The sequence below is a fragment of the Kitasatospora sp. MAA4 genome (assembly GCF_029893355.1).
Classification (GTDB): Bacteria; Actinomycetota; Actinomycetes; order Streptomycetales; family Streptomycetaceae; genus Kitasatospora.
The window spans coordinates 199,977-221,995 of the sequence record NZ_JARZAI010000014.1 but is presented as its reverse complement, the minus strand read 5'-3'; the positions used below and the strand labels follow the sequence as shown (position 1 = coordinate 221,995).

At 70.2% G+C, this 22,019-nt stretch carries 19 protein-coding genes; 7 read left to right on the top strand and 12 right to left on the bottom strand.

Annotated features, from left to right (window positions below):
- The first annotated feature begins 198 nt into the window (after positions 1-198).
- A complete protein-coding gene (locus P3T37_RS20550; RefSeq protein WP_280725197.1) occupies positions 199-2,973 on the top strand; it encodes a right-handed parallel beta-helix repeat-containing protein in 2,775 nt (924 codons plus the stop codon).
- 56 nt (positions 2,974-3,029) lie between these two features.
- Here P3T37_RS20550 and tenA read toward each other — a convergent pair whose 3' ends face one another.
- Positions 3,030-3,698 (bottom strand): thiaminase II, encoded by a 669-nt coding sequence (tenA, locus tag P3T37_RS20545; protein ID WP_280725196.1) that lies wholly within the window; start codon positions 3,696-3,698, stop codon positions 3,030-3,032.
- Between the two features lie 36 nt (positions 3,699-3,734).
- Positions 3,735-4,052: a cupin domain-containing protein gene (locus P3T37_RS20540; protein ID WP_280725195.1), complete on the bottom strand. Its 318-nt coding sequence runs from the start codon at positions 4,050-4,052 to the stop codon at positions 3,735-3,737.
- 104 nt (positions 4,053-4,156) lie between these two features.
- Between P3T37_RS20540 and P3T37_RS20535 the strand changes: the two genes are divergently transcribed.
- From P3T37_RS20535 to P3T37_RS20525, 3 genes are all read left to right on the top strand, one after another.
- Positions 4,157-4,534: a phage holin family protein gene (locus P3T37_RS20535; RefSeq protein ID WP_280725194.1), complete on the top strand. Its 378-nt coding sequence runs from the start codon at positions 4,157-4,159 to the stop codon at positions 4,532-4,534.
- Between the two features lie 183 nt (positions 4,535-4,717).
- Positions 4,718-7,789, top strand: coding sequence for a S53 family peptidase (locus tag P3T37_RS20530; RefSeq protein ID WP_280725193.1), 3,072 nt, complete (start codon positions 4,718-4,720; stop codon positions 7,787-7,789).
- A gap of 211 nt (positions 7,790-8,000) precedes the next feature.
- Positions 8,001-8,552, top strand: a complete 552-nt coding sequence (locus P3T37_RS20525) for an NUDIX hydrolase (RefSeq protein WP_280725192.1) — start codon at positions 8,001-8,003, stop codon at positions 8,550-8,552.
- Between the two features lie 16 nt (positions 8,553-8,568).
- Here P3T37_RS20525 and P3T37_RS20520 read toward each other — a convergent pair whose 3' ends face one another.
- The 4 genes from P3T37_RS20520 to pdhA form a co-directional block, all read right to left on the bottom strand.
- On the bottom strand, positions 8,569-10,029 hold the full coding sequence (locus P3T37_RS20520; protein WP_280725191.1) for a globin domain-containing protein: 1,461 nt from the start codon (positions 10,027-10,029) through the stop codon (positions 8,569-8,571).
- Positions 10,030-10,268: 239 nt separating this feature from the next.
- Entirely contained in the window at positions 10,269-11,555 is a 1,287-nt protein-coding gene (locus P3T37_RS20515) for a dihydrolipoamide acetyltransferase family protein (protein WP_280725211.1), read from the bottom strand.
- Between the two features lie 4 nt (positions 11,556-11,559).
- On the bottom strand, positions 11,560-12,564 hold the full coding sequence (locus P3T37_RS20510) for an alpha-ketoacid dehydrogenase subunit beta (protein ID WP_280725190.1): 1,005 nt from the start codon (positions 12,562-12,564) through the stop codon (positions 11,560-11,562).
- Entirely contained in the window at positions 12,561-13,694 is a 1,134-nt protein-coding gene (gene pdhA, locus P3T37_RS20505; protein ID WP_280725189.1) for a pyruvate dehydrogenase (acetyl-transferring) E1 component subunit alpha, read from the bottom strand. The genes P3T37_RS20510 and pdhA overlap by 4 nt, the downstream gene beginning before the upstream one ends.
- A gap of 180 nt (positions 13,695-13,874) precedes the next feature.
- Between pdhA and P3T37_RS20500 the strand changes: the two genes are divergently transcribed.
- Complete coding sequence (locus P3T37_RS20500; RefSeq protein ID WP_280725188.1) at positions 13,875-14,462, top strand: Lrp/AsnC family transcriptional regulator; 588 nt, start codon at positions 13,875-13,877, stop codon at positions 14,460-14,462.
- On the opposite strand, the gene P3T37_RS20495 is transcribed toward P3T37_RS20500, so the two are convergent.
- The 4 genes from P3T37_RS20495 to P3T37_RS20480 all read right to left on the bottom strand — a co-directional run bounded on the left by P3T37_RS20495 (position 14,459) and on the right by P3T37_RS20480 (position 16,964).
- On the bottom strand, positions 14,459-14,935 hold the full coding sequence (locus tag P3T37_RS20495; RefSeq protein ID WP_280725187.1) for a SitI3 family protein: 477 nt from the start codon (positions 14,933-14,935) through the stop codon (positions 14,459-14,461). The genes P3T37_RS20500 and P3T37_RS20495 overlap by 4 nt on opposite strands.
- A 245-nt stretch (positions 14,936-15,180) precedes the next feature.
- A complete protein-coding gene (locus tag P3T37_RS20490; RefSeq protein WP_280725186.1) occupies positions 15,181-15,561 on the bottom strand; it encodes a DUF6188 family protein in 381 nt (126 codons plus the stop codon).
- Positions 15,562-15,567: 6 nt separating this feature from the next.
- The gene (locus P3T37_RS20485) at positions 15,568-16,638 is read right to left on the bottom strand and encodes a putative T7SS-secreted protein (RefSeq protein WP_280725185.1); all 1,071 of its coding nucleotides are present in this window, start codon (positions 16,636-16,638) and stop codon (positions 15,568-15,570) included.
- Positions 16,639-16,640: 2 nt separating this feature from the next.
- On the bottom strand, positions 16,641-16,964 hold the full coding sequence (locus P3T37_RS20480) for a hypothetical protein (protein ID WP_280725184.1): 324 nt from the start codon (positions 16,962-16,964) through the stop codon (positions 16,641-16,643).
- Between the two features lie 251 nt (positions 16,965-17,215).
- Between P3T37_RS20480 and P3T37_RS20475 the strand changes: the two genes are divergently transcribed.
- Positions 17,216-18,160: a threonine/serine dehydratase gene (locus P3T37_RS20475; protein ID WP_280725183.1), complete on the top strand. Its 945-nt coding sequence runs from the start codon at positions 17,216-17,218 to the stop codon at positions 18,158-18,160.
- A 168-nt stretch (positions 18,161-18,328) separates the two neighbouring features.
- Here P3T37_RS20475 and P3T37_RS20470 read toward each other — a convergent pair whose 3' ends face one another.
- On the bottom strand, positions 18,329-20,677 hold the full coding sequence (locus P3T37_RS20470) for a hypothetical protein (protein ID WP_280725182.1): 2,349 nt from the start codon (positions 20,675-20,677) through the stop codon (positions 18,329-18,331).
- Positions 20,678-21,041: 364 nt separating this feature from the next.
- On the opposite strand from P3T37_RS20470, the gene P3T37_RS20465 reads away from it, so the two are divergent.
- Positions 21,042-21,254 carry a hypothetical protein gene (locus tag P3T37_RS20465; protein WP_280725181.1) on the top strand — a complete coding sequence of 71 codons (213 nt, stop codon included), beginning with the start codon at positions 21,042-21,044 and terminating at the stop codon, positions 21,252-21,254.
- Positions 21,255-21,326: 72 nt separating this feature from the next.
- Here P3T37_RS20465 and P3T37_RS20460 read toward each other — a convergent pair whose 3' ends face one another.
- Entirely contained in the window at positions 21,327-21,917 is a 591-nt protein-coding gene (locus P3T37_RS20460) for a TetR/AcrR family transcriptional regulator (protein ID WP_280725180.1), read from the bottom strand.
- Positions 21,918-22,019: the final 102 nt, after the last annotated feature.

The window sequence follows — 22,019 nt, the reverse complement described above, 5'->3', positions numbered from 1 at the left end:
GCTCCCTCAATCCTGCGAGACCACCACGCTCAACGCCCACGGTCCCCGCAACTCCCATCGATCACGGGTGTTGCGAGGACCGTTAGAACCCAAGGGAACGGCCGGGCCCTGATGCGTCCTCAAGAGAAACCTGGGGGTGCTTCCGGAAACGGCACCGATAGCATCGCGTCCTGATCGTTTTCTTGGGGGGAAAGTACCGTGCGCCGCTATCGCGCCATCGGCGGCCTCACCGCCGCCGGCCTCATCACCGTCCTGGGCCTGCCGCTACCGTCCGCCGCCTCGGCCGACGCCACCACGCTCTACGTGGACAACGCCGCCGCCGCTCACTGCTCCGACAGCGGAACCGGCACCCAGGCCCAGCCGTACTGCACGATCCAGGCCGCCGCCGACGCGGCCCAGCCCGGGCAGACCGTCCAGGTCTCGCCGGACGGGCTGTACCAGAGCCAGGTGACCATCACCCACTCCGGGACGCCGGATCAGCCCATCACCTTCAGCGGCGGTGGGCTGGTCCACGACGCTGCGGCCCACGCCGCCATCTCGACCAACCCCAACCCGGTCCACCAGGCCCATGCCTTCGCCGTGACGAGCGCCCACGACATCGTGATCCACGGCTTCACCGTCTCGCAGTCGGCCAACGGGATCGCGATCACCGACTCCACCCGGATCAAGATCGACGGCAACGCCAGCTGGGTCGACCCGGCGCTGCCCAACCCGACCGCCGCCGTGCGGGTGTCGGGTCAGAGCAGCGACGTCACGATCAGCCGGAACGTCATCTCGAACAACTCGCCAGTCCTGATCGACGCCGGATCCCAGCGCACCACGGTCGTGGGCAACGACTTCTACACCGGCCCCACCGGCGCCCTCACCGCCGTCGGTGCACCGAACACCGCCGTGGTCAACAACACGGTCCAGTCCGACTGCGGCACAGCCATCAGTCTGACCGGCGGATCGACCGGCGCCGTCGTCGAGAACAACATCTTCACCGTGTCCCCGCGCACAACCTGCCCGGCGGGAAGCCCGCAGGTCGAGATCGCCGTCTCGGCCGACTCCGCCGCGCAGAGCCGGACCGACTACAACATCGCCCACCCGATCGCGGGCGGCTCGGCGTACAGCTGGTCCGGCACCGCCTACCCGACGGCAAAGGCACTGAACACCGCCACCGGGCAGGCCGCCCACGACATCGACGCCGATCCGGCGCTCCAGGAAGTCGGCAGCCAGCTGACCGAGGGCTCCCCGGCGATCGACTCGGCCGACTCCAACGCACCCGGTCTGCTGGACACCGACCTGGCGGGCCAGGCTCCGGTCGACGACCCCACGGTGGCCAACACCGGCCCGGGCGGCACCTTCCGCGACCGCGGCGCGTACGAGTACGAGGGCCTGACCGGTGCCAACCTGGACGTCCAAACCGCCACCAACGCGCCCCAGGGCCCCGCGCCGCTGGCCACGACCCTCTTCGTGAACGCCTACACCACCTGGCCCACCAAGCTGACCTACTCGTACGACTTCGGGGACGGCAGCCCGGTGGTGGTCTCCAGCGCCACGAGCACCACCCACAGCTACCAGACGGTCGGCACCTACACGCCGAAGGTGACGGTCACGGACGGCCTCGGCGGACGGGTGACCGCCGCCAACTGGCAGGTCGTGGTCAACGCGCCCGGTCCGATCGTCCCGGTGCTGACCGCCACGAAGCAGCCCGCGGCGCTGACCTACTCGTTCTCGACCGCCGGCTCCGTCGTCCCGTGGGCGTTGGCGATCAACGGGACCCGGCTGGACTACGGCGACGGCACCATCGGCCAGTCCGACGGTCCGCACACCTTCCCCAAGCCGGGCAAGTACACCGTCACCGCGAAGCTCACCGACCAGACCGGCGCGACCGCGTCCACCAGCGTCCAGGTCGACGCCGAGTACGACCCGGCCGGCTTCGTGCCGATCACGCCCACCCGGGTCATGGACACCCGTAACCACCACTCGCTGACGGCCGGCACCCCGCAGTACATCGCCACCGGTGCCCCGGCCCTGGCGAGCGCGGTCGTGCTCAACCTGACCGCGACCAACGCGAACCAGACCGGCCACCTCACGGTGTTCCCGACCGGTGCGGACCAGCCCAGCACGTCCAACCTGAACTACACGGCCGGCACCAACATCGCCAACCTGGTCACCGTCCCGCTCGGGAGCGGCGGCAGTCTTCAGGTCGCCACCAACACGGGTTCGGTGGACGTCGTCGCCGATGTCTACGGCTACTACATGCCGGGCGCCGCGTCGAAGTTCACCCCGACCACCCCCGCGCGCATCCTGGACACCCGCAACAACGGCGACGCCGGCAAGCTCGGCCCCGACTCCACGCTGCCCCTCCAGGTCACCGGTCAGGGCTCGGTGCCCTCGAACGCGACCGCGGTCGTCCTCAACCTCACCACCACCGAGGCCACCGACGTCAGTTACCTGGCGGCCTACCCGTCCGGGACGCCGTTCACCGGCACCTCCAACCTCAACTTCCAGCCCGGCCGCAACACCCCCAATCAGGTCATCGTCCCCGTCGGCCCCGACGGCAAGGTGACGATCTACAACCACAGCGGCAGCGTCCACGTCATCGCCGACGTCTTCGGCTACTACAGCCCGGACGGCAAGGGCCTGTTCACCCCGGTCTCGCCGACCCGCCTCCTGGACACCCGAGATGCCGGCCCGGCCGCCAAGCCCGGCCCCGGCAGCGTCACGGCCTTCGGCGGCATCCCCACCGGCGCCACCGCAGCAGCCCTCAACGTCACGGCCACCGGCGGTGACAACGACGGCTTCCTCACCGTCTACGCCGACGGCACCCCGCGACCGGGCTCCAGCAACCTCAACGTCGTCCCGAACACCGACATCGCCAACCACGCCATCGCCCAGGTCGGCACCGACGGCAAGGTCGACATCTACAACTTCGCCGGCCACACCGACTTCGTCGCCGACCTCTTCGGCTACTTCACCAACAACTGACCCACGCACCTGAGGGCCCGGCAGCAGAAGCCGCCGGGCCCTCACCCGTACCCGCCTCAGACCGGCCAGACCTCGCCGCGCCAGGCCGCGTCCCAGAACATCCACTCGTACCGGGACGTCGTGCTGAAGTGCTCGACCACCCGGCGGCGTTCGGCCGGCGAGATCTCCTCGCCGAGGCGGTCGGTGAGCTCCAGTACCCGGCGCACCACGGACTGGAACGCCTCGTCGCCGTAGACCGCGATCCACCGGGCGTACAGCGGGTCGGGGGAGGAGCGGGCGAGGAGCTGCTCGCCGACCCGGGCGTAGATCCAGTAGCAGGGCAGCACCGCGGCGACCGCCTCGGCGAAGGAGCCGCCGTAGACGGTGGCCAGCAGGTAGCTGGTGTAGGCGCGGGTGGTGGGCAGCACCGGTTCGGCGGCGGCCTGCGCGGCGGTGTCCCCGAAGGCGTCCAGGAACTCGGCGTGCATGCCCTGTTCGGCGGCCAGCGCCCCGATCGCGTCGTCGGCGAAGGCCCGTACCTCCTGCTCGCCCGGTGCCTTGGCGGCGCAGACGGCCAGCGCCCGGGCGTAGTCGCGCAGGTAGTGCGAGTCCTGGATGACGAAGTGCCGGAAGGCGGCGCGCGGCAGGGTGCCGTCGGTCAGGCCGGCCAGGAAGGGGTGGTCGAGGATCTTCGCGTAGACCGGCTCGATGGCCGTCCAGAGTTCCTCGGTCAGCGTCTGGGTCATACCGAGACCCTAGGCGAACCCTTCACGTCGAAGGGCTCAGGTCTCAGGCGGTGAGAAGACCACCAGCACCCGCAGCTCCTCGGTGATGTGGTGGAAGCGGTGCGGCACCCCGGCCGGCACGTACGCCACGGTGCCCCGGCCGACGGTGGTGGTCTCGGCGCCGACCGTCAGGTAGGCCCGGCCGCTGATCACCTGGTAGATCTCGTCCTGTTCGTGCGCGCTCTGGGTGTCGGTGTCGCCGGGCGAGAGCGCGTACAGCCCCGCCGACATGTGGCGTTCCTTCAGGAAGCGCAGGTACGCACCCTCGTTGGCGGCCCGCTCCGCGTCCAGCTCGTCCAGCCGGAAGACCTTCATCGCCCCTGCTCCTCGTCTCGGTACAGCGGCATTCAACACCCTGGCGGCCAACATCCCGCGCCGGGACTTCCACCAACCGGCCGGGCCTGCGACCATGCGGAGCCATGAAGCACTTCGCAATCAAGACCCTCATCAACGCGGCGGCCATCTGGGTCGCCGCCTGGATCGTCAGCGGAATCACCCTCTCCAACGGTGACTGGCAGCACCAGACCCTCACCGTGCTCGCGGTCGCGGTTGTCTTCGGGGTGGTGAACTGGCTGATCAAGCCGGTGGTGAAGTTCTTCTCCTTCCCGCTGTTCATCCTCTCCCTGGGCCTGATCACCTTCGTCATCAACGCCCTGATGCTCTGGCTGACCTCGTTCGCCTCCGACAAGCTGCACCTGGACTTCCACGTCACGGGCTTCTGGCCCGCCCTGCTCGGCTCGCTGATCATCAGCCTGGTGTCCTGGGGCCTCAACATGGCGGTGGGTGACGAGGACTGAGCCCGCACCCGCTGCTCGCAGGACCGGCCCGGCGCCTTACTGGCGCCGGGCCATATTGTTCGCTGCTACCTCGTCTGAAAATGATATAAACGAGCGACTTATGGCACGTCAGGGCGAATCCACCGCCACGGGGCAGCGCACGCAGCAGCTCCGCTATTTTGTGCACGCACCTGGAGAGCATGGATGGCCACTCCTCTGGATCCGCTGAGCGGTCCTCGAATACCCCATAACGCTACAAAGCGCCTTCTCACCGGCGGCGCCTGCGTCGCCGTGGTCGCCGCGCTGCTGACGCCGGGCACCGCACTCGCAGACTCGCCGACGCCGGCTCCGGTCCGAGTGGGCTCCGCGCCCGCCGCGCCCGCCGGCGCGACCCCGGTCGCGGCGCCGGCCGACGACACCGCGCTCCAGCTGAGCGTCACGCTGTCGCCGCGTGACCCGGCCGCGCTGAAGAGCTTCCTGCACGACGTCTCCACGCCGACCTCCTCGCGGTACCACCAGTACCTGAAGACCGGTCAGTTCGCCCAGGTCTTCGGCGCCGACAAGGCGACCGTCGACAGCGTCACCCAGGCGCTGACCGCGGCCGGGCTGCACCCCGGCGCGCTGGGCAGCGACGGCCTGACCATCCCGGTGGACACCACCGTCGCCCAGGCCAAGAAGTCCTTCGGCACCGGCTTCGCGGGCTACAAGCTGGCCGACGGCAGCACCGCCTACGCCAACACCGCCGCGCCCACCCTGTCGGCCAAGGCCGCCACCGCGGTCACCGCCGTGGTCGGCCTCGACAACCTGGCCCGCACGCACAACCACCTGGCGACCGCGCACGACGCCGCCGCCGTGCCGAACGCCAAGGCGAGCGCGACCCTCGGCTCGCACGCCACCGGGACGACGCCGCAGATCTGCACGAGCCTGGTGAACTACGAGGCCAGCAACTTCCAGCGGGCCAACAACCGCGACTACTACAGCTACGACGCGCTCGCCCAGGCCTACAACATGACCGGCCAGACGGTGCCGAACGGCGGCGCGGGCGTCACCGTGGCGCTCTACGAGCTGGAGGACTACAGCGACTCCGGTGTCTCGTCGTTCCAGAACTGCTACGGGACGAACACCCCGATCTCGCGGGTCAAGGTCGACGGCGGCCCGACCGCGGCGCCGACCAACGACGGCAACGTCGGCGGTGAGTCCGCACTGGACATCGACACCGTGATCGGCCTCGCTCCGAAGGCCAGCATCCTGGTCTACCAAGGCCCGGACGCCAACATGGCCAGCAGCACGCAGACCGTGGACGTGCTGCGCCAGATCGTCAACGACAACAAGGCCCAGGTCATCTCGACCAGCTGGGGTGTCTGCGAGACGGCGCTGCTCGACCCGACCAACGGCGCCCCCGCGCAGATCAGCGCCGAGAACCAGGTCTTCGAGCAGGCAGCGGCCCAGGGCCAGACCGTGGTCGCGGCCTCCGGCGACTCGGGTTCGATGGACTGCTCGCGCCCCGGCGCATTCGACAGCCGGCTCTCCACCGACGACCCGGCGAGCCAGCCGTACGTCACCGGCGTCGGCGGCACCTCGATGACCGGCCAGGGCGCATCCGTCGCCGAGTCGGTCTGGTTCCACGGCGGCGCGGGCGGCGGCGGCATCTCGCAGGCCTGGGCGCTGGACAGCGCCACCGGCTTCCAGGCCGGGTTCACCGGCCCGGGCTACAGCGGCACCCCGTGCCACGCGGGCGCCGGGCAGGCCTGCCGCCAGGTCCCGGACGTGTCGGCCCTGGCCGACCCGTACACCGGCTACCTGGTCGCGGTCAACGCCGACGCCAGCAGCACCTACTGGCTCCGGATGGGCGGCACCAGCGCCGCCGCACCGGTGTGGGCGGCCATCGCCGCGCAGGCCGACGCCTCGTCCGCCTGCACCACCAGCGGCCCGGTCGGCCTGCTCAACCCGACGCTCTACAAGCTCGCGGGCAGCTCCTCGCTGCGGGACGTCACCGTCGGCGACAACAACTTCGGCGCGGTGTCGAACTCTCCCAGCGCTCCTGCCCCGCTCTACGAGGCCGGCCCCGGCTACGACATGGCCTCCGGCCTGGGCACGCCCAACGGCGGCAACCTGGCGAGCAGCCTCTGCGTGCCGGGCAGCACCTTCGCCGCGACGCCGCCGACCCGGCTGCTCGACACCCGCGCCGCCGTCGGCACGCCGGGTACCACCAAGGTCCCCGCGTTCAGCTCGGTCCCGCTGCAGATCACCGGCCGCGCGGGCATCCCGTCCGCCGGCGTCACCGCGGTCGTCCTGAACGTGACCACCACCGACAGCGCCACCGACGGGCACCTGACGGTCTACCCGTCCGGCGGCATCGTGCCGAGCACCTCGAACCTGAACTGGACGGCCGGCGAGGTCATCCCGAACCTGGTGACGGTCCCGGTCGGCGCCGACGGCAAGGTCGTCCTGCTGAACAGCGGCTGGGGCCCGACCCACCTGGTCGCGGACGTCTTCGGCTACTACACCAGCAGCAACCCCACCGGCCCGAGCTTCACCAGCGCCGGCCCGAACCGCCTGCTGGACACCCGCGGTGCCATCGGCACGCCGACCAGCACGCCGATCCCGTCCGACTCCGCGGTCTCCCTCCAGGTGGCCGGCCGGGCGGGCATCCCGGCCACCGGCGTCACCGCCGTGGTCCTGAACGTCACGGTGACGGCGCCGACCAGCGAGGGCTTCCTCACGGTCGTCCCCTCCGGCACCACCCCTATCGGCACCTCCAACCTGAACTGGAAGGCCGGTGAGACGATCCCCAACCAGGTGATCGTGCCGGTCGGCCCGGACGGCAAGGTGACGATCTACAACAGCAGCCTCGGCACCACGCACGTGGTCGCGGACGTCTTCGGGTACTTCTCGGCGGCGGCTCCGGCGGGCTCGGCCTTCCACACCTCGTTCCCGCGCCGCCTGATGGACACCCGCAGCGGCCTGGGCACGAACGCGGCCGCGCTGGGGTCCGGCGAGACCCGCCAGCTGCACCTGGACACCACGACCGCGGTGGGCAAGGCGAAGGCGGTGGTCCTCAACGTCACGGTCACCGAGCCGACGTCCGAGGGCTTCCTGACGGCGTGGCCGACCGGCGGCAGCCGGCCGAACTCGTCCAACCTGAACTGGACGGCGGGCGAGACCATCCCCAACCTGGTCACCGTCCCGGTGGGTCCTGACGGCATCGTCAACCTCACCAACGTGTCCGCGGGCAACACCCACGTGATCGTCGACCTGTTCGGCTACTACAGCTGATCCGACCGGAAGGGGCGGGCAGCGGACCTGGTCCGCTGCCCGCCCCTTCCGCATTCCCGGGCCGCCGGGGAGTACCAACCGGAACCCATCCCTCCCTTTCGTCCACCTGTGCGAGTTTCAGCAGTGCGCGGCTGCGGCAAACTCCCGCACAACGTGCCGGTCCGGCCGCCACCGCGGCACCCGGACCTCCCGGAGGTGACCTGAGGTGACCATGGGCCTTTCCGAAGCCCGCCCGTCCCGCACTCCGCATCCCCGCCCGGTCGTCAAGCGCACCGCCCGGGCGATCCTGCTCGACCTTCCCGAGGACGACCCGCACGGCACCGCCTCGCTGGTGGTGATCAAACGGACCCGGCCCGGCAGCAACCCGTACTGGATCACGCCCGGCGGTGGTGTCGAGCCCGAGGACCGCACCGTCACCGACGCGCTGCACCGCGAGGTGGACGAGGAACTCGGCGGCAAGGTGGTCGACGTCGTCCCCGCCTTCGTCGACACCGTCGCCCACTCGCACCACGAGGACGGCAGCCTGCTGCACCCGCACGGGGTCAAGGTGCAGCACTTCTTCGTCTGCCGACTGGCCGGGATGGACCCGTCGCGGCGGCACGGCCCCGAGGTGGACGACCCGCAGGGCGAGTACGAGATCGTCCGGCTGCCGTTCACCCGCGAGGGGGTCACCGCGGTCAACCTGGTGCCGCCCTCACTGCGGGCCTTCCTGGCCGCCAACATCGAAGGGGTGCGCGCGATGCTCGCCGCCGACCTGGGCTGACCACCGCCGGACAGGCCTACGCCAGGTCGCCGACCAGGTCGTGCCGGATGTGCTCGGGCCGCACCCCGGACCTGGTCAGCATGCCCGCCCCGCGGCGCACCATCGCCGCCGGGCCGCTCAGGAACGCGTGGTGGCCGTCCCAGGGCCCGAGTTGGGCCACCACGTCGGTCAGCAGTCCGGACAGCGCCGCGCCCGGCCGCACCCGCTCCTCGGAGACCACCGGCCGCACCGAGAGCCACGGGTGGCGGTGCGCCAGGCGCAGCAGCGACTCCAGCTCGTACAACTCGCCCGCCTGCCGCGCACCGTAGAAGACCTCCATCCGGCGGCCGGCCGGGCCGTGCTCGGCGACCTCCTCGACCATCGCGCCGATCGGCGCGATGCCGGTGCCGCCGCCCAGGCAGAGCAGGTGCGCCGGGTCCGCGTGGTCGGCCACCATCGAGCCGCCCGCCGGGCCGAGCCGCAGCACGTCCCCGGGGGCGGCCCGGCGCACCAGCGCGTTGCTGACCCAGCCGGCCGGCACCGCCTTGACGTGGAAGGTCAGCAGACCGTCCGGGCGCGGCGCGGTGGCGAACGAGAAGTGCCGCCAGACCCGCGGCCACCAGGGCGTCTCCAGGGTGGCGTGCTGGCCGGCCCGGTACGGGTACGGCTGGTCGGGGCGGACCGTGATCACCGCGATGTCCCGGCCGCGCTGCTGGTGCGAGACCACCTCGGCCTGCCACCACGGCGGCGAGTGCCGGGCGGCGCCCTCGGCCGCATCGATCATGATTGTGGAGATCAGGCCGTACGCGCGGCGCCAGGCCCGCTCGATCTCGGCGTCCCAGCGGCCGCCGCAGTACTTCTCCAGCGCGGCGACCAGGCACTCGCCGACCACGCCGTAATGGCCCGCCAGCGTCCCGTACTTGCGGTGGCCCCGGCCCAGTCGGCTCAGGTACTCGGTCAGTCCGGCGGGGTCGTCGGCGCTGCGCGCGGCCATCAGCAGGGCGCGGAAGAGCCGGTCGCGCTGGACGTCCATGGCCGCCGGGAAGAGTGCCCGGACCTCGGGGTGGCGGGCGAAGATCAGCGCGTAGAAGTGCGCGGTGGCACGGTCGGCGACCGGCTCGACGGCGGCCAGGCTGGCGCGGATCAGCTCGACGTCGCGGGCGGTGGGCGGCTCGGCGGCGGCCTGCCCGGGAGCGGGGGCCGCACTGGGCTCCTGGCCCTCCCAGGCCTGGGTCCACTGGTCGCCCGGCCCGGCCCAGTTGAGCCCGGGGGCCCAGCTGAAGAGCGGCTCGATGGCGGGCCGCTCTGCTGCGGGGTGATCTGCCGCGACCGGCACCGGAAGGAAGGACGCCGGAACGGGCGCGGGTACCGGCTCGGGCACCTGCGGCACCGGCGGCGCGGGGATGGTCGGCGGCGCGGTGGGGCGCGGCGGGACCGGGACACCGGCGACCTGGGTCGGCCCCGGCGGCTCCCCTGCGGGCGCCGCGGGGACCGGCATGCCCGGTACCGCGGATGCCGCGACCGACCCGTGCCCGGAACGAACCAGCAGCGCGGGAAGCGACTTCACCTCAGCCTGACGCGTACTCAAGAGAATCGTTTCGCCTCCGGTCGTCCCTGCAACGCCTCGGGTAGCGTGGCACGACCAAAAAGCTCATCCGACAAGTTGAGCGAACGCCGGACACCCTCCCCGCCCGCACGCTAGGCTCGGCCGATTCGCGCGCGGACGGGGTTCAGCCCTCAGAGTTGGCGCAGCAGCATCCCCGGCTGCTCCACGCAGTCCGCGACGAACCGCAGGAACCCGCCGGCCGTACCGCCGTCGCAGACCCGGTGGTCGAAGGTGAAGGACAGCTGGGTCACCTGGCGAACCGCCAACTGGCCCTGGTGGACCCAGGGTTTGGCGACGATCCGGCCGACCCCGAGCATCGCCGCCTCCGGGTGGTTGAGGATCGGCGTGGATCCGTCCACCCCGAACACGCCGTAGTTGTTCAACGTGAAGGTGCCACCGGTGAGTTCGGCCGGCCTGAGCGAGCCGGCCCGCGCCGCCTCGGTCAACCTGGAGAGCTCGGCGCCCAGTTGCTCGGTCGACAGCAGGTGCGCCGAGCGCACCACCGGGACCACCAGGCCGCGGTCGCTCTGGGCCGCGAAGCCCAGGTGGACGGCGGAGTGCCGGCGAAGCGCCACCGGTGCTCCCGCGGCGTCGAGTTCGACGCTGGCGTTGAGCTCCGGGTGGCGGGCCAGCGCCGCCGTGCAGATCCGGGCGAGCAGCGCGAGCAGGCTCACCTTCGGGCCGTTGCCCTGGTTCATCTGGCGTCGCAGGTCCAGCAGTTCGGTCGCGTCGGCGTCCACCCAGCAGGTGGCGGCGGGGATCTCGTGGTGGCTGCGGGTGAGCTTCTCGGCCACCGTGCGGCGCAGCCCGCGCAGCGGGATCGAGGCCTCCTCGGCAACTACCGCCCCGGTCTGGAGAGCGGGCGCAGCCGGAGCCGCGACCGCGCGCTCGACGTCGGCCCGCAGGATCAGGCCCTCGGGACCGCTGCCGGTGAGGCCGGCCAGGTCGATGCCGTGCTCCCGGGCCAGCCGCCGCACCAGTGGGGAGATCACCGCGACCACGGCCGGGGCGACCACCTCGGGAGCAGCTACCTCAGGAGTGGCGACAGCCACCGGAACCCCGACCCGGCGGCGCCGCGAACCCTTGCCGCCCGCCGAAACCCCGTACCCCACCAGCACGTTGCCGGAGGCGCCGTCGTCCAGCGGCTGGTCCTGCTCCCCGCCGGCCGCCGACGAACCCACCGCCACCGTCACCAGCGGCTGCCCGACCGCCCGCTCCTCGCCGGGCTCGCCGTACCGCGCGGTGACCACCCCGCCGTACGGGCAGGGCACCTCCACCACGGCCTTGGCGGTCTCCACCTCCACCACCGGCTGGTCGACGGCGATCACCTCGCCCACCTCCACCAGCCAGCGCACCACTTCCGCCCCGGTCAGCCCTTCGCCCAGGTCGGGCAGCGTGAACTCGCGCACGATCGGCACCATGTCACCCCTCCCACTGGAGTCGCGCGACCGCGTCCAGAATCCGGTCCACCCCGGGCAGATGGTGGTGCTCCAGCATCGGCGGCGGGTAGGGAATATCGAAGCCGGTCACCCGCAGCACGGGCGCGGCCAGGTGATGGAAGCACCGCTCCGTAACGCGAGCAGCGATCTCGGCGCCGACCCCGCCGAAGCCGGTCGACTCGTGCACGACGACCGCCCGACCGAGCGAGCGGACCACCTCGCAGACCGTCCGGTCGTCGAACGGCACCAGCGTGCGCAGGTCCAGCACCGCGAGGTCCCAGCCCTCGGCGGCGGCCGCCTCGGCCGCCTCCAGGCAGACCGGCAGCGAGGGGCCGTAGGTGATCAGCACCGCCGAACGTCCGGTGCGGCGCAGCACGGCCTTGCCGATCGGCTCCCCGCCGGCCGCGGTGTCCAGCTCGCCCTTCGACCAGTAGAGCCGCTTGGGCTCCAGGAAGACCACCGGGTCGTCGGAGGCGATCGACTCACGCAGCAGCCCGTAGGCGTCCTGCACGGTGGCGGGGGTGACCACGTGCAGTCCGGGGGTGCCCGCGTAGTACGCCTCGGAGGAGTCGCTGTGGTGCTCGACCCCGCCGATCCCGCCGCCGTAGGGGATCCGGATGGTGATCGGCAGCGGCATCCGGCCGGCCGTCCGGTTGCGCATCTTGGCGACGTGCGAGACCAGTTGCTCCATCGCCGGGTAGGCGAAGGCGTCGAACTGCATCTCGACCACCGGGCGCAGCCCGTACATCGCCATGCCGATCGCGGTGCCCAGGATGCCGGCCTCGGCCAGCGGGGTGTCCAGGCAGCGGTCCGCGCCGAACTCGGCGGTCAGCCCGTCGGTGATCCGGAAGACCCCGCCGAGCGCGCCGACGTCCTCGCCGAGCAGGTGCACCGCCGGGTCCTCGCGCAGCGAGTCGCGCAGGGCCGCGTTGAGCGCCTGGGCCATCGTGCTGGTCCGGGTGGCGGCGGGAGTGAGCGTGTTGTTCATCGACCCGCCTCCGCGGCCAGCTCGGCGGCCAGCTGCGCGGCCTGCTCCTGGAGCTGCTGGGTCGGCTCGGCGTAGACGTGCCGGAAGAGCGAGCTCGGGTCCAGCTCCGGCTCGGCGTGGAACTCGGCGCGCATCCGCGCGGCCAGCTCCTCGCCCTGCTCGACGGCGGCCGCGGCGACGGCGTCGTCCAGCAGCCCGGAGGAGCGCAGCTGGCGCTCCAGCAGCAGGATCGGGTCGTGCTCGCGCCAGGCCGAGACCTCGCCGTCCTCGCGGTAGCGGGTCGCGTCGTCGGCGTTGGTGTGCGCCTCCAGGCGGTAGGTCAGCGCCTCCACCAGGGTCGGGCCGCCACCGTGCCGGGCCCGCTCGACGGCCTCGGAGAGCACCGCGTGCACGGCCGGGGCGTCGTTGCCGTCCACCAGTCGGCCGCGCATGCCGTAGCCGACCGCCTTGTGCGCCAGGCTGGGCGCGGCGGACTGCTGGGTGAGCGGGACGGAGATCGCGTAGCCGTTGTTCTGCACCAGGAAGACCACCGGGGCGTTCAGCACGGCGGCGAAGTTCAGCGCCTCGTGGAAGTCGCCCTCACTGGTGCCGCCGTCACCCAGCATCGCCAGCGCGACCACCGGTTCGCCGCGCAGCCGGGCGGCGTGCGCCAGCCCGACGGCGTGCGGGGCCTGGGTGGCCAGCGGGGTGCAGAGCGGCGCGGTGCGGGTCGCCACCGGGTCGTAGCCGGTGTGCGCGTTGCCGCGCAGCAGAGTGAGCGCCTCCAGCGGGTCCACCCCGCGGGAGACCACGGCGAGCGTGTCGCGGTAGCTGGGGAAGAGCCAGTCCGGCGGCTGCAGGACCGAGCCGACAGCCACCTGGCAGGCCTCCTGGCCGGTGGAGGCCGGGTAGACGGCGAGCCGGCCCTGCTTGGTGAGGGTGGTGGCCTGCTGGTTGTAGCGGCGGCCGACGACCAGGCGCCGGTACAGGTCGAGCAGCAGCGCGGGGTCGGCCTTCTCCAGTTCGGGGGTGCCGAGCAGGCGGACCGGGGAAGGGTCCGGGAGGAGGGGCGCGGGGTCGGTCCGGGGGCCGGTTGCTCCGGGTAGCCAGCCAGGCACAGACGCGGTGGGCCTGTGGTCGAGGACGGTCATCTCGGGCACCTCCAGGGGGGTGGGGAGGGGCAGGGCCGCTGGCAGCGGGAGGGGGTTGCCTCCCAACCGATTGTTCGGTTGTCTTTTCATTGTGGCCACAGCCGAGTGAAGGTGCTGGACAATCGGCCGCCACAGCAGTCGACTGAAGGCAGCACGTCCACAGCAGGAGAGCCGGGGGACATGGACGCTGAACAAATGGCCGGACCGAGCACGGGACACTCCGTGCCAGGCAACGGGCACTCCGTGCCAGGTACGGGCCTGTCCGGCCGACCGCCCGGCGGCGCCCGGGTACCGGCGCCGGCACCCGCACCACCGCCGGTCGAGCGCGGCCTCGACCGGGTGGACCACTCCATCCTGCGCCTCCTCCAGCAGGACGGCCGCGCCTCGATACGCTCAGTGGCCGAACGCGTGCACGTCTCGCGCGCCAACGCCTATGCCCGGATCGCCCGGATGATGGAGGACGGCGTGATCCGCGGCTTCACCGCCCGCGTCGACCACGAACGCTCCGGCCAGGGCGCCTCCGCCTACGTCACCCTCAAGATCGTCCAGAACTCCTGGCGCACCGTCCGCGACCAGCTCCTCGAACTCCCCGGCGTCGCCCACATCGCCCTGGTCGGCGGCGAGTTCGACGTCCTAATGCTCGTCCACACCCCCGACAACCGAGCCCTGCGCGAACTCGTCCTGGGCAGCATCCAGAGCATCCCCCAGGTCCTGGCCACCCAGACCCTGCTCGTCTTCGAGGAGACCGACCGAGTCCCCCCTGCCTAGGAGAAGGCGTACGTGGCGCGGCGGTACGGCAGGGACACGGCAGCCAACCGCTGCGGCGGCCAGATGTCGTCCCGCTCGTTCAGGCTCAGCTCACCGCCGCGCCGCAACAGCCAGACGACCTCGAAATCGAAGTGCAGCACCGCGTCACCGGTAACCCGCTCCAACAGGCCGGACACCAACCGAACCATGTCGTCCTGCTGACCGGAGCTGTCACTGAACTTGTCGAATCGAAACACCACCCACACCCTCGGCGTGAACCCGAGGTCGGTGATCACCGGGTTCCACGGCTGCGGCGTCTTTTCGCCCACGCGGATCCACGTACCGCGTCCGGTCACCACACCCTCGCCAACGAGCAGCTCAGGGGTGACCGACGCATGGAACAGCCCGACGGCCCGGGCAACAGTGTCCAGCGCACGGGCGACCTGAATCGCGGGAGTCGCCGTCGCGATGTCGAGAGCATAGGAAATAGCCATGCGGATCATTCTCCTCAGGAGCGGCCGATGCAGCAGCCGGAATCTCCCCTACATCAGGTGCACTTCCACGCTGAAGCCCTTCGCCAGAACCGAGTTCAAGTGCTCGGCATGCGCACCCAGAAATTGCCGCGCCCCACTCGCATCAGCACTCAGCTCAAGCTGAATGTAGTCCTGCGCACTCTCGGTGCCATGTCCGCAGATGCAGCAGCGAAGCCTCCCAAGTGGAGAGTCCGCATATGTCTGGTTCAAGCCCTGGGGCGTGTCCACGTGAGGGCGCCGCCCGACCTCACCGAGGCCGACACGAACGTCCCCTTGGAGGTGACGTTCAGATGCCGGCCGTGCTGGAAGACGATCCGCAGCGCGCCGGAGTTGAAGGCGACTGCCGACAGGATCTCGGCACCGACGGTCTGGAGAACATCCTCCTTGGCGCACTGGCTCAGCAGTGTTGGATCGACGCCGGGGGCGGTGACGGGTCCCTTCGTGAACAGGGCGCCGTCTCCGACAGTGATCTCGCCGGGCGGGTCGAGTGTGAAGGTGACCTCGTCGGCCCACGTGATGTCCACCACGCGCCTTCCCCGCAGAGGCAGGATTTGACGGTCCGGCAGATTGCTCGTCTCGTTCGTCACGCGTGCTCAGTCCTCCGGCAGGTAGTCAAAAATATTTCCGATACTGTCGTCGGCGGGACTTCCATCGGGGAGTTTCGGATAGACCTCGCCGGTACTCGTGTCGACCACGACATCCGGGTTCTTGTTTCCGCCGATCCCGCGCCAGCCGCCCTGCCCCTTGACCGCGTGAATCGCGTCGTTGATCTGGCGCCGGGAATAGCCCAAATCCTGGCCGATGCTACCAGGATTCGACTGGTACGACCGGGGAGCCGGGTCCCCGCCGGTACCCGATCCGCCGCTGCCACCACCGTCGGAGTTCATGTTGACGCGGTCCGAGCCGGCCGCGTCGTGAAGGACGTTGGTCATGCCGACACCGGCCATGCCGAGACCGCCGGTGATCGCTGCGGCCGAGACCGCAGCCAGCGGCACGCCCAGTGCCGCGCCGACTCCCGTGATGTCCAGCGCGACCCCGCCAACCTCCCCACCGGCGCCGAGCACCGCCAGGCCCAACCCGCCAGCCACCGAAAGGGTTGACCCCGGATCGTGCAGCATGGCGTTGCCCACCGAGGCCAGATCGGTCGCCGCCGTCTCTCCGACCTGGACGGCGACGTGTCCGGCGTCGGAGAAGAACGAGCCCACGTCGTGCCAGAAGCCCGGCTTCGGGGGCGCCAGGTCACGTGCCTTGCCCACGACGGTGGCGGCAGCCTTGCCCGCGCTGTCCAACTGGCTGCGGGCGCTGTCCAGCTTCTCCTGCGCGGCCTGATGGCTGGCGTCGCCCGAGTTCCAGAGATTGATGGCGTCGGTCGCCTGACCCTGCGCCCAACTCAACACGGACACATAGGTGTTCAGGGCACCGGCGGCGTCATGGAACGCGTCGCCTGCCTGCAGCCACTTGGTGGGCTGGCCGTGGAAGACCTTGCGGAACGCGTCGGCGGCATCGCCGCTCCAGCCGTCGCTGGTGTCGATCCGCTGGAGTCCCGCGCCAGCGAGGTGGAGCAGGTCACCGTACGCCTGCAGCGATGCCTGGGTATGACTGATCGTCGCCGGGTCGCCGGGGACCAGCGCCTTCGGGTCGTTGGTCTTTCCAAGGTCCGTCACCGTCACTTCACCCCCGGATCGGTGCCAGTTCCCTGCACGACGCCGATGAACTGATCCTGAACCCCCTTGTCAGCCTTGCGGTAGGCAGTGACGTTCGCCGTCAGCCGGGTGGCTATCTCCTGACCGTCCTTCGCGAGGTTGTCCACGCCGCGCTGCCAGCGGCTGAGAAAATCAGACAGCGTGCTCGCCAGCTTCCCGTGGCCGATCGCCGAGGGGTCGTGCGGTATGTCGCTGACCTTCTGCACGCTGATCTCGTCGAGCGTGCCGTTCACCCCCGAGGCCGCCCGATCCAACGCCTGGAAGTCGACGCGAAACTGCGTACCCATCCCTGACCTCCCCCGCTTCAGGTCACATCGAACTCCCTATCATGCCACCGAATATCCGTGCGAATCGATCGGTCCCTGAGACTGCTGGACTCTCAGTCGGACATAGGGGCAGCCATCCCCGGAGACGACCCCTGCAAGTGGTCACGGGCATCATGGACGCCACCGGACGGCGCGTCGCCCTGGCCTTCTTCATCGGCACTCACCATCACGGGCGACCCGATCGCCGGGTCCTGGCACCTCTGGAGCACTCCATGTCCATCCCCCAGTACGACGACGTCAAGGCAGCCCGCGAACGGATCGACGGCATCACCCGCACCGCTCCCGTCATCCCAGCCGACGCGGGCGGCTTCGGCGGGGCCGAGGTCTTCCTCGCGCTCGACTTCATGCAGCACAGCGGCAGCTTCAAGGACCGCGGCGCGGCCAACTTCATCGCGGCCCACCGCCAGAGCAGCAGCATGTCCGACGCCGGCGTGGTCATCGCCTCCGGGGGAAACGCCGGGCTGGCGTGCGCCTGGGCCGCGAAGGCGCAGGGCGTCAACGCCACCGTCTTCCTGCCGACCACGGCGCCACAGGTCAAGGTGGCCAAGCTGCGGGCGTACGGCGCGGATGTCCGGCTGGTCGGCGAGGAGTACGCGGACGCACTGGTCGCCTCCCGCCGGTTCGCCGCCGAGACGGGTGCGCTGTCGTCCCACGCCTACGACGACCCGTACATCGCGGCCGGGGCCGGCACGCTGCTCCCCGAGATCTGCGCGGCCGTACCCGGACTGGACACGGTGATCGTCGCCGTCGGCGGTGGCGGCCTCTTCACCGGGACGGCCATCGCGGCCGACCACCATGGCGTCAAGGTCGTCGCGGTCGAGCCTTCGAACTGCCGCGCACTCAACGCCGCGATCGAGGCCGACGAACCGGTCGACGTGTCCGTGGACTCCGTGGCGGCCGACTCGCTCGGCGCCCGCCGGGTCTCCGAGATGGCCCTGCACTGGGCCCGCCGCACCCAGGCCCGCTCGCTGCTCGTCCCAGACGAGGCGATCACCAGCGCCCGGCAGACCCTGTGGGACCACCGGCGCATCGTCGTGGAACACGGCGGAGCGACGGCGCTCGCCGCCCTCCTCTCCGGCGCGTACCGCCCCCAGCCGCAGGAGCGGGTCGCCGTCGTCCTCTGCGGCGCCAACACCGACCCCGCCTCGCTGGCGTAGCGAGGCTTCCCGGTCAGCCGAGTCGGTCGGCTGGCGCCAAGCCGCTTCGGACCCGTATGGGCCACGCCCTGCTGATACCCGCCTGATCAAGGCCGGCCGCACCCCGGCGTCGGCGAACACTGGGCCACCGACCCGCGAAAGCAGCCCTCGCCTGGGCGCAACAGCGGATTACTCGGTCGCAGTGGCGCGGGCCTCCGCAGCCTCCCGGCGGATGATCTCCACCTCAAGTTGCAGCCGGAGGTTGGCGACTTCCTCGTCGGCCTTCACGCAGGACTGGCGGAGTTCGAGCCGCTCCCTCAGGAGCTCCCGCTTCGGGGGACCGCTCACCGGTTCGAACAAGTAGTTCCAGAGTCTGCGTCCGGCGTTCAGTCGCAGTTCTGTCTTCTCTCCTTGCTCAGTTTGGTCAGAGACATTCAGACCTTCGGCAGATGCCCAAAGGCTCGGACGGTGCGTCCTCTTGCTGAGCTGCTTTTGCAGGGCATCCTGCAGTTCGATCCTGCTGTGCGGGCCATCGCTTTCGGTGGACCGCAACAGGACGTCGATATAACCGGGGAGTCCGTACAGTTGCAGTGCGACGATCAACGCCGCAAGATCCTGGAACGTGCGGGTCTGTGCGGCGTTGAAGAGGGCTGGGTCGACAATGTCTCGCCGTGCAATGCTTGAAGGAAGAGCCGCGAGCATGTCGGCTACGTCCCTTGGCGGGCGATCCTCGGCCGACGCCGTCAGCATCAGTTCCGCTTGGCCGTGCAGGCCACAGAGATCGAGGTCAATGATCAGCGATCCGACCGTGTGCCACGGCAGCGTGAGGGCCGCGTGCCGCAGGATCTTATCGGCAACCTTGTCCTTGGAAACCGAGGAGAAGGCCGCGAAGAGTGCTACCCGGTCCTCGATGCCGCGACCCCGCAGGAAGTCCGACATTGCTTCGGCAGCGTGGGAGTGGTACTCGGCCGCGTGGAATCCGGCGATCAGGACCGCAACGTCTTCCGCTGATCGGTGTGTCACAGCCTGATTCCGTGCAATGGTCGCCCGTTCGTGGCGGTCAACCGTGTGGAGGGCAGAGATCACCGCCACGACAGCGTCCGCGGAGCCGTACTGGGTGATGTCCTCGAAGGCACTGTCGGCCAGCCAGGTCAGCCCACAGGCTTCCAAACGGGTCAGCAGATCGGCTACCTCGGTCGCGGACCTGACCGCCCTAGGAGCGATCAACAGGGCATGGCAGAAATCCGAGAGTCCGGCCGTTTCCAGATCTTCGATCAGATTGACCAATTCGGGAACAGACCTCTCCCTGGCAGCCATGTGCAGAGCGGTCAGGGCCATGCCATGCAGACCGTACTGCTCCAGAACGATGAGGTTCGACACCACCTCCGCGACGGGACGGCACACGGCGGCAGCCACCGCAAGGGACTCCGCAGGCTCATGGAATCCCCGCATGTGGAGCCTCAAGATCAAGTCCGTGACGCTCTGAGCTGCAAAAACCTCGACGGCTGTTCGGACCACGATGGAGGTGTATGCGTCCAGCCCTTCCAAATGAAAGCCCTCAACAAGCGCGGAGACGTCCTCCACCGACCGGGCAACCACCGCTGCCGGCAGCGTCAGGTCCGCGTGATGCTTGCCACCCGCGTCACGAAGGGCAACGAACAACGCGACAACGTCCGCAATGGGGCGGCGCTGCCCCACTGAGCGAACCAGCTCGGCCGCGATTCCTGCATGCTCCGCATCCGCCCCGGCGACCAGTGCCACCAGGTCAGGAACCGGCGCCTTGTCCAGGTTCTGCACCAGAGAGTCGAAGGAGCCGCCGGCCTGCAGCATCTCTCCAGCATCCTGCAGCTGCCACGCCAACAGGCGGCACTGCTCCTCCGATTTGAGTGCACGCACCCGCTCGCGCAACACCTCCCTACGGAGGCCATCCACTTCATCGCGCAGGCGGTCGCGCTCCTCCTCCAGACGCTCGTACTCCTGCAGAAACTCGGTCAGAGCAGAAGCCTGGGAGCGACGCTCAAGATCCTGAGCCTCGTTCAGAAGGCGAAGCTGCCTGTCGAGCTCCGCCAGAGCACCTTCTCGGTCCGACAGGTCCCGAGCCAGCCTCTCCTCACGCTCCCTGAGACCGACGAGGTCCTGCTGCGCCTCCTCCAACTGGACATGCAGCTGCTGGACCTTGTTGCCGTTGCGGAGTGCTGCCTCACGGCGGCTGTGAACGAGATCTCGTTCCGCGACGGCCACGACGAACCCGGCAGCCTCCAGATCGTCGAACAGGTCCTCAACGAACCTCTTCGTCGGCACCCGCCCGCCGTTCAAGTACCGGCTCAGCGCTGACGGCGTGACATTCCTGAGCTTCTCGTAGCTGCGGTAGCTCGTCTCCAGCCGCGAGAACAAGAACCTCAGATGCTCCGCGAACTCCTGTCGTTCCGGTAACTGGCCAACCTTGCGTATCGCCAGCTCCCCCGAGCGCGGCTCGTCTTGCCCCACAGGACTGCCCTCCGTGATCCTCTCGCAACTGATCACCTGCAAGTGGCCCACGCCTGGAAGCGGACGGGCCGCCTTCGCGCGACGTGTCGTCGGCCAGGAGCCTGCCCGGCGGCGGGCACCGAAGCCGTTCCTCCCCTACTGTCCCCGACACGACAGCCTTCTGGCGCCAGAAGCGCGGTGTTGCGCCCAATCGTCAACGCACTGGTCCAACAGCGCACCCACGGACAGGTGTTGCCACCCAGCCGTCAACAACAACGCATGCGGGCACGATGGGTGAAGCCCCAAATCGTCAACGCGTTCCCCCTGCCGCAACACCTTGTCGGGCATCGAGGCTGATCGGAACGCACCGAAAGCCACCGTGGCCAACGGCGTTACCAACCGTGCATGCCGCACGGCAGAGACTCTTGGGAAACACATGAACGCCTCCACCACGTCCACGGGTATCCCCGTCCCGATCTTCGTTGTCACCGTTGCGCTGCTTCTCAGCGCAACGGTGGCAGGTGCCGGCTACCTGTTCGCCCGCCGCGACGGCCTTTCGCGGACCTCAGCTCTTGCCTGGGCGGCCGGGAGCTCCACGGGGACTACGTACCTCCTCTTCAAGACTGCCGAGGTACTCCACATCCTCTAGCCCCCTACGCCCGCACCGGCGCCGTTGATCGCCACACATCGTGCCCAGCTACGTGCCGTCCTCGTTGTGTCGCTAGGCCAGCAGCCCCGCGAAGGCGAGCCGGACGACCGCGTCCGGGATGCCGTCGACGGCGTCTGGGCCGGCGCCGGGGCGGTACCACTCGACGATCGAGTTGATCATGCCGAAGAGCAGCCGGGTGGCCAGTCGCGGCTCGACGTCCGCGCGCAGTTCGCCCTCGGCGACCGCGGCGCGGACCAGGTCGGCGACCCGGTGGTCGAAGTCGCGGCGGCGCTCCAGGGCCCACAGCTCGGTCTCGGTGTTGCCGCGCACCCGCAGCAGCAGCGTGACGTACGGCAGCTCGGCGAGCAGCACTTCGGTGGTCCGCCGCACGACGTGCTCCAGCCGCTCCACCGGGCGCCCCTGGACGGCCGGCGGCTCGTCCAGGATGCCGAACAGGCCGTCCAGGGCGCGGCCGACGGCCAGCCGCAGCAGCTCCTCCTTGCCCCGCACGTGGTGGTAGATCGAGGACTTCGAGATCCCGGCCGCCCGGGAGAGGTCCTCCATCGAGGTGCCGTCGTAGCCGCGCGTGTTGAAGACCTCCACGGTCACCGCGAGCAGCGTGTCGACGGTGTACGTGGTGCGGGTGGTGGGAGAGGCGGCCATGTTCCGAGTATCCCCGGCGACCGCCGCCGCCGATCACCCGAGGGTGGCCCCGGCGAGTAAACGCACAAGGCAGGGTCTGTTGAGCCGACCGATCGTTCGGTT

Excerpts from the sequence above, each read along its gene's own strand:
- pdhA (WP_280725189.1), bottom strand. The coding sequence starts at position 13,694 with ATGACCGTCCTCGACCACAGGCCCACCGCGTCTGTGCCTGGCTGGCTA.
- P3T37_RS20535 (WP_280725194.1), top strand. The coding sequence starts at position 4,157 with ATGAAGCACTTCGCAATCAAGACCCTCATCAACGCGGCGGCCATCTGG.
- P3T37_RS20500 (WP_280725188.1), top strand. The coding sequence starts at position 13,875 with ATGGACGCTGAACAAATGGCCGGACCGAGCACGGGACACTCCGTGCCA.
- P3T37_RS20465 (WP_280725181.1), top strand. The coding sequence starts at position 21,042 with ATGAACGCCTCCACCACGTCCACGGGTATCCCCGTCCCGATCTTCGTT.
- tenA (WP_280725196.1), bottom strand. The coding sequence starts at position 3,698 with ATGACCCAGACGCTGACCGAGGAACTCTGGACGGCCATCGAGCCGGTC.
- P3T37_RS20520 (WP_280725191.1), bottom strand. The coding sequence starts at position 10,029 with ATGCCGGTCCCCGCGGCGCCCGCAGGGGAGCCGCCGGGGCCGACCCAG.
- P3T37_RS20460 (WP_280725180.1), bottom strand. The coding sequence starts at position 21,917 with ATGGCCGCCTCTCCCACCACCCGCACCACGTACACCGTCGACACGCTG.
- P3T37_RS20530 (WP_280725193.1), top strand. The coding sequence starts at position 4,718 with ATGGCCACTCCTCTGGATCCGCTGAGCGGTCCTCGAATACCCCATAAC.
- P3T37_RS20525 (WP_280725192.1), top strand. The coding sequence starts at position 8,001 with ATGGGCCTTTCCGAAGCCCGCCCGTCCCGCACTCCGCATCCCCGCCCG.
- P3T37_RS20540 (WP_280725195.1), bottom strand. The coding sequence starts at position 4,052 with ATGAAGGTCTTCCGGCTGGACGAGCTGGACGCGGAGCGGGCCGCCAAC.
- P3T37_RS20480 (WP_280725184.1), bottom strand. The coding sequence starts at position 16,964 with ATGGGTACGCAGTTTCGCGTCGACTTCCAGGCGTTGGATCGGGCGGCC.
- P3T37_RS20495 (WP_280725187.1), bottom strand. The coding sequence starts at position 14,935 with ATGGCTATTTCCTATGCTCTCGACATCGCGACGGCGACTCCCGCGATT.
- P3T37_RS20510 (WP_280725190.1), bottom strand. The coding sequence starts at position 12,564 with ATGAACAACACGCTCACTCCCGCCGCCACCCGGACCAGCACGATGGCC.
- P3T37_RS20475 (WP_280725183.1), top strand. The coding sequence starts at position 17,216 with ATGTCCATCCCCCAGTACGACGACGTCAAGGCAGCCCGCGAACGGATC.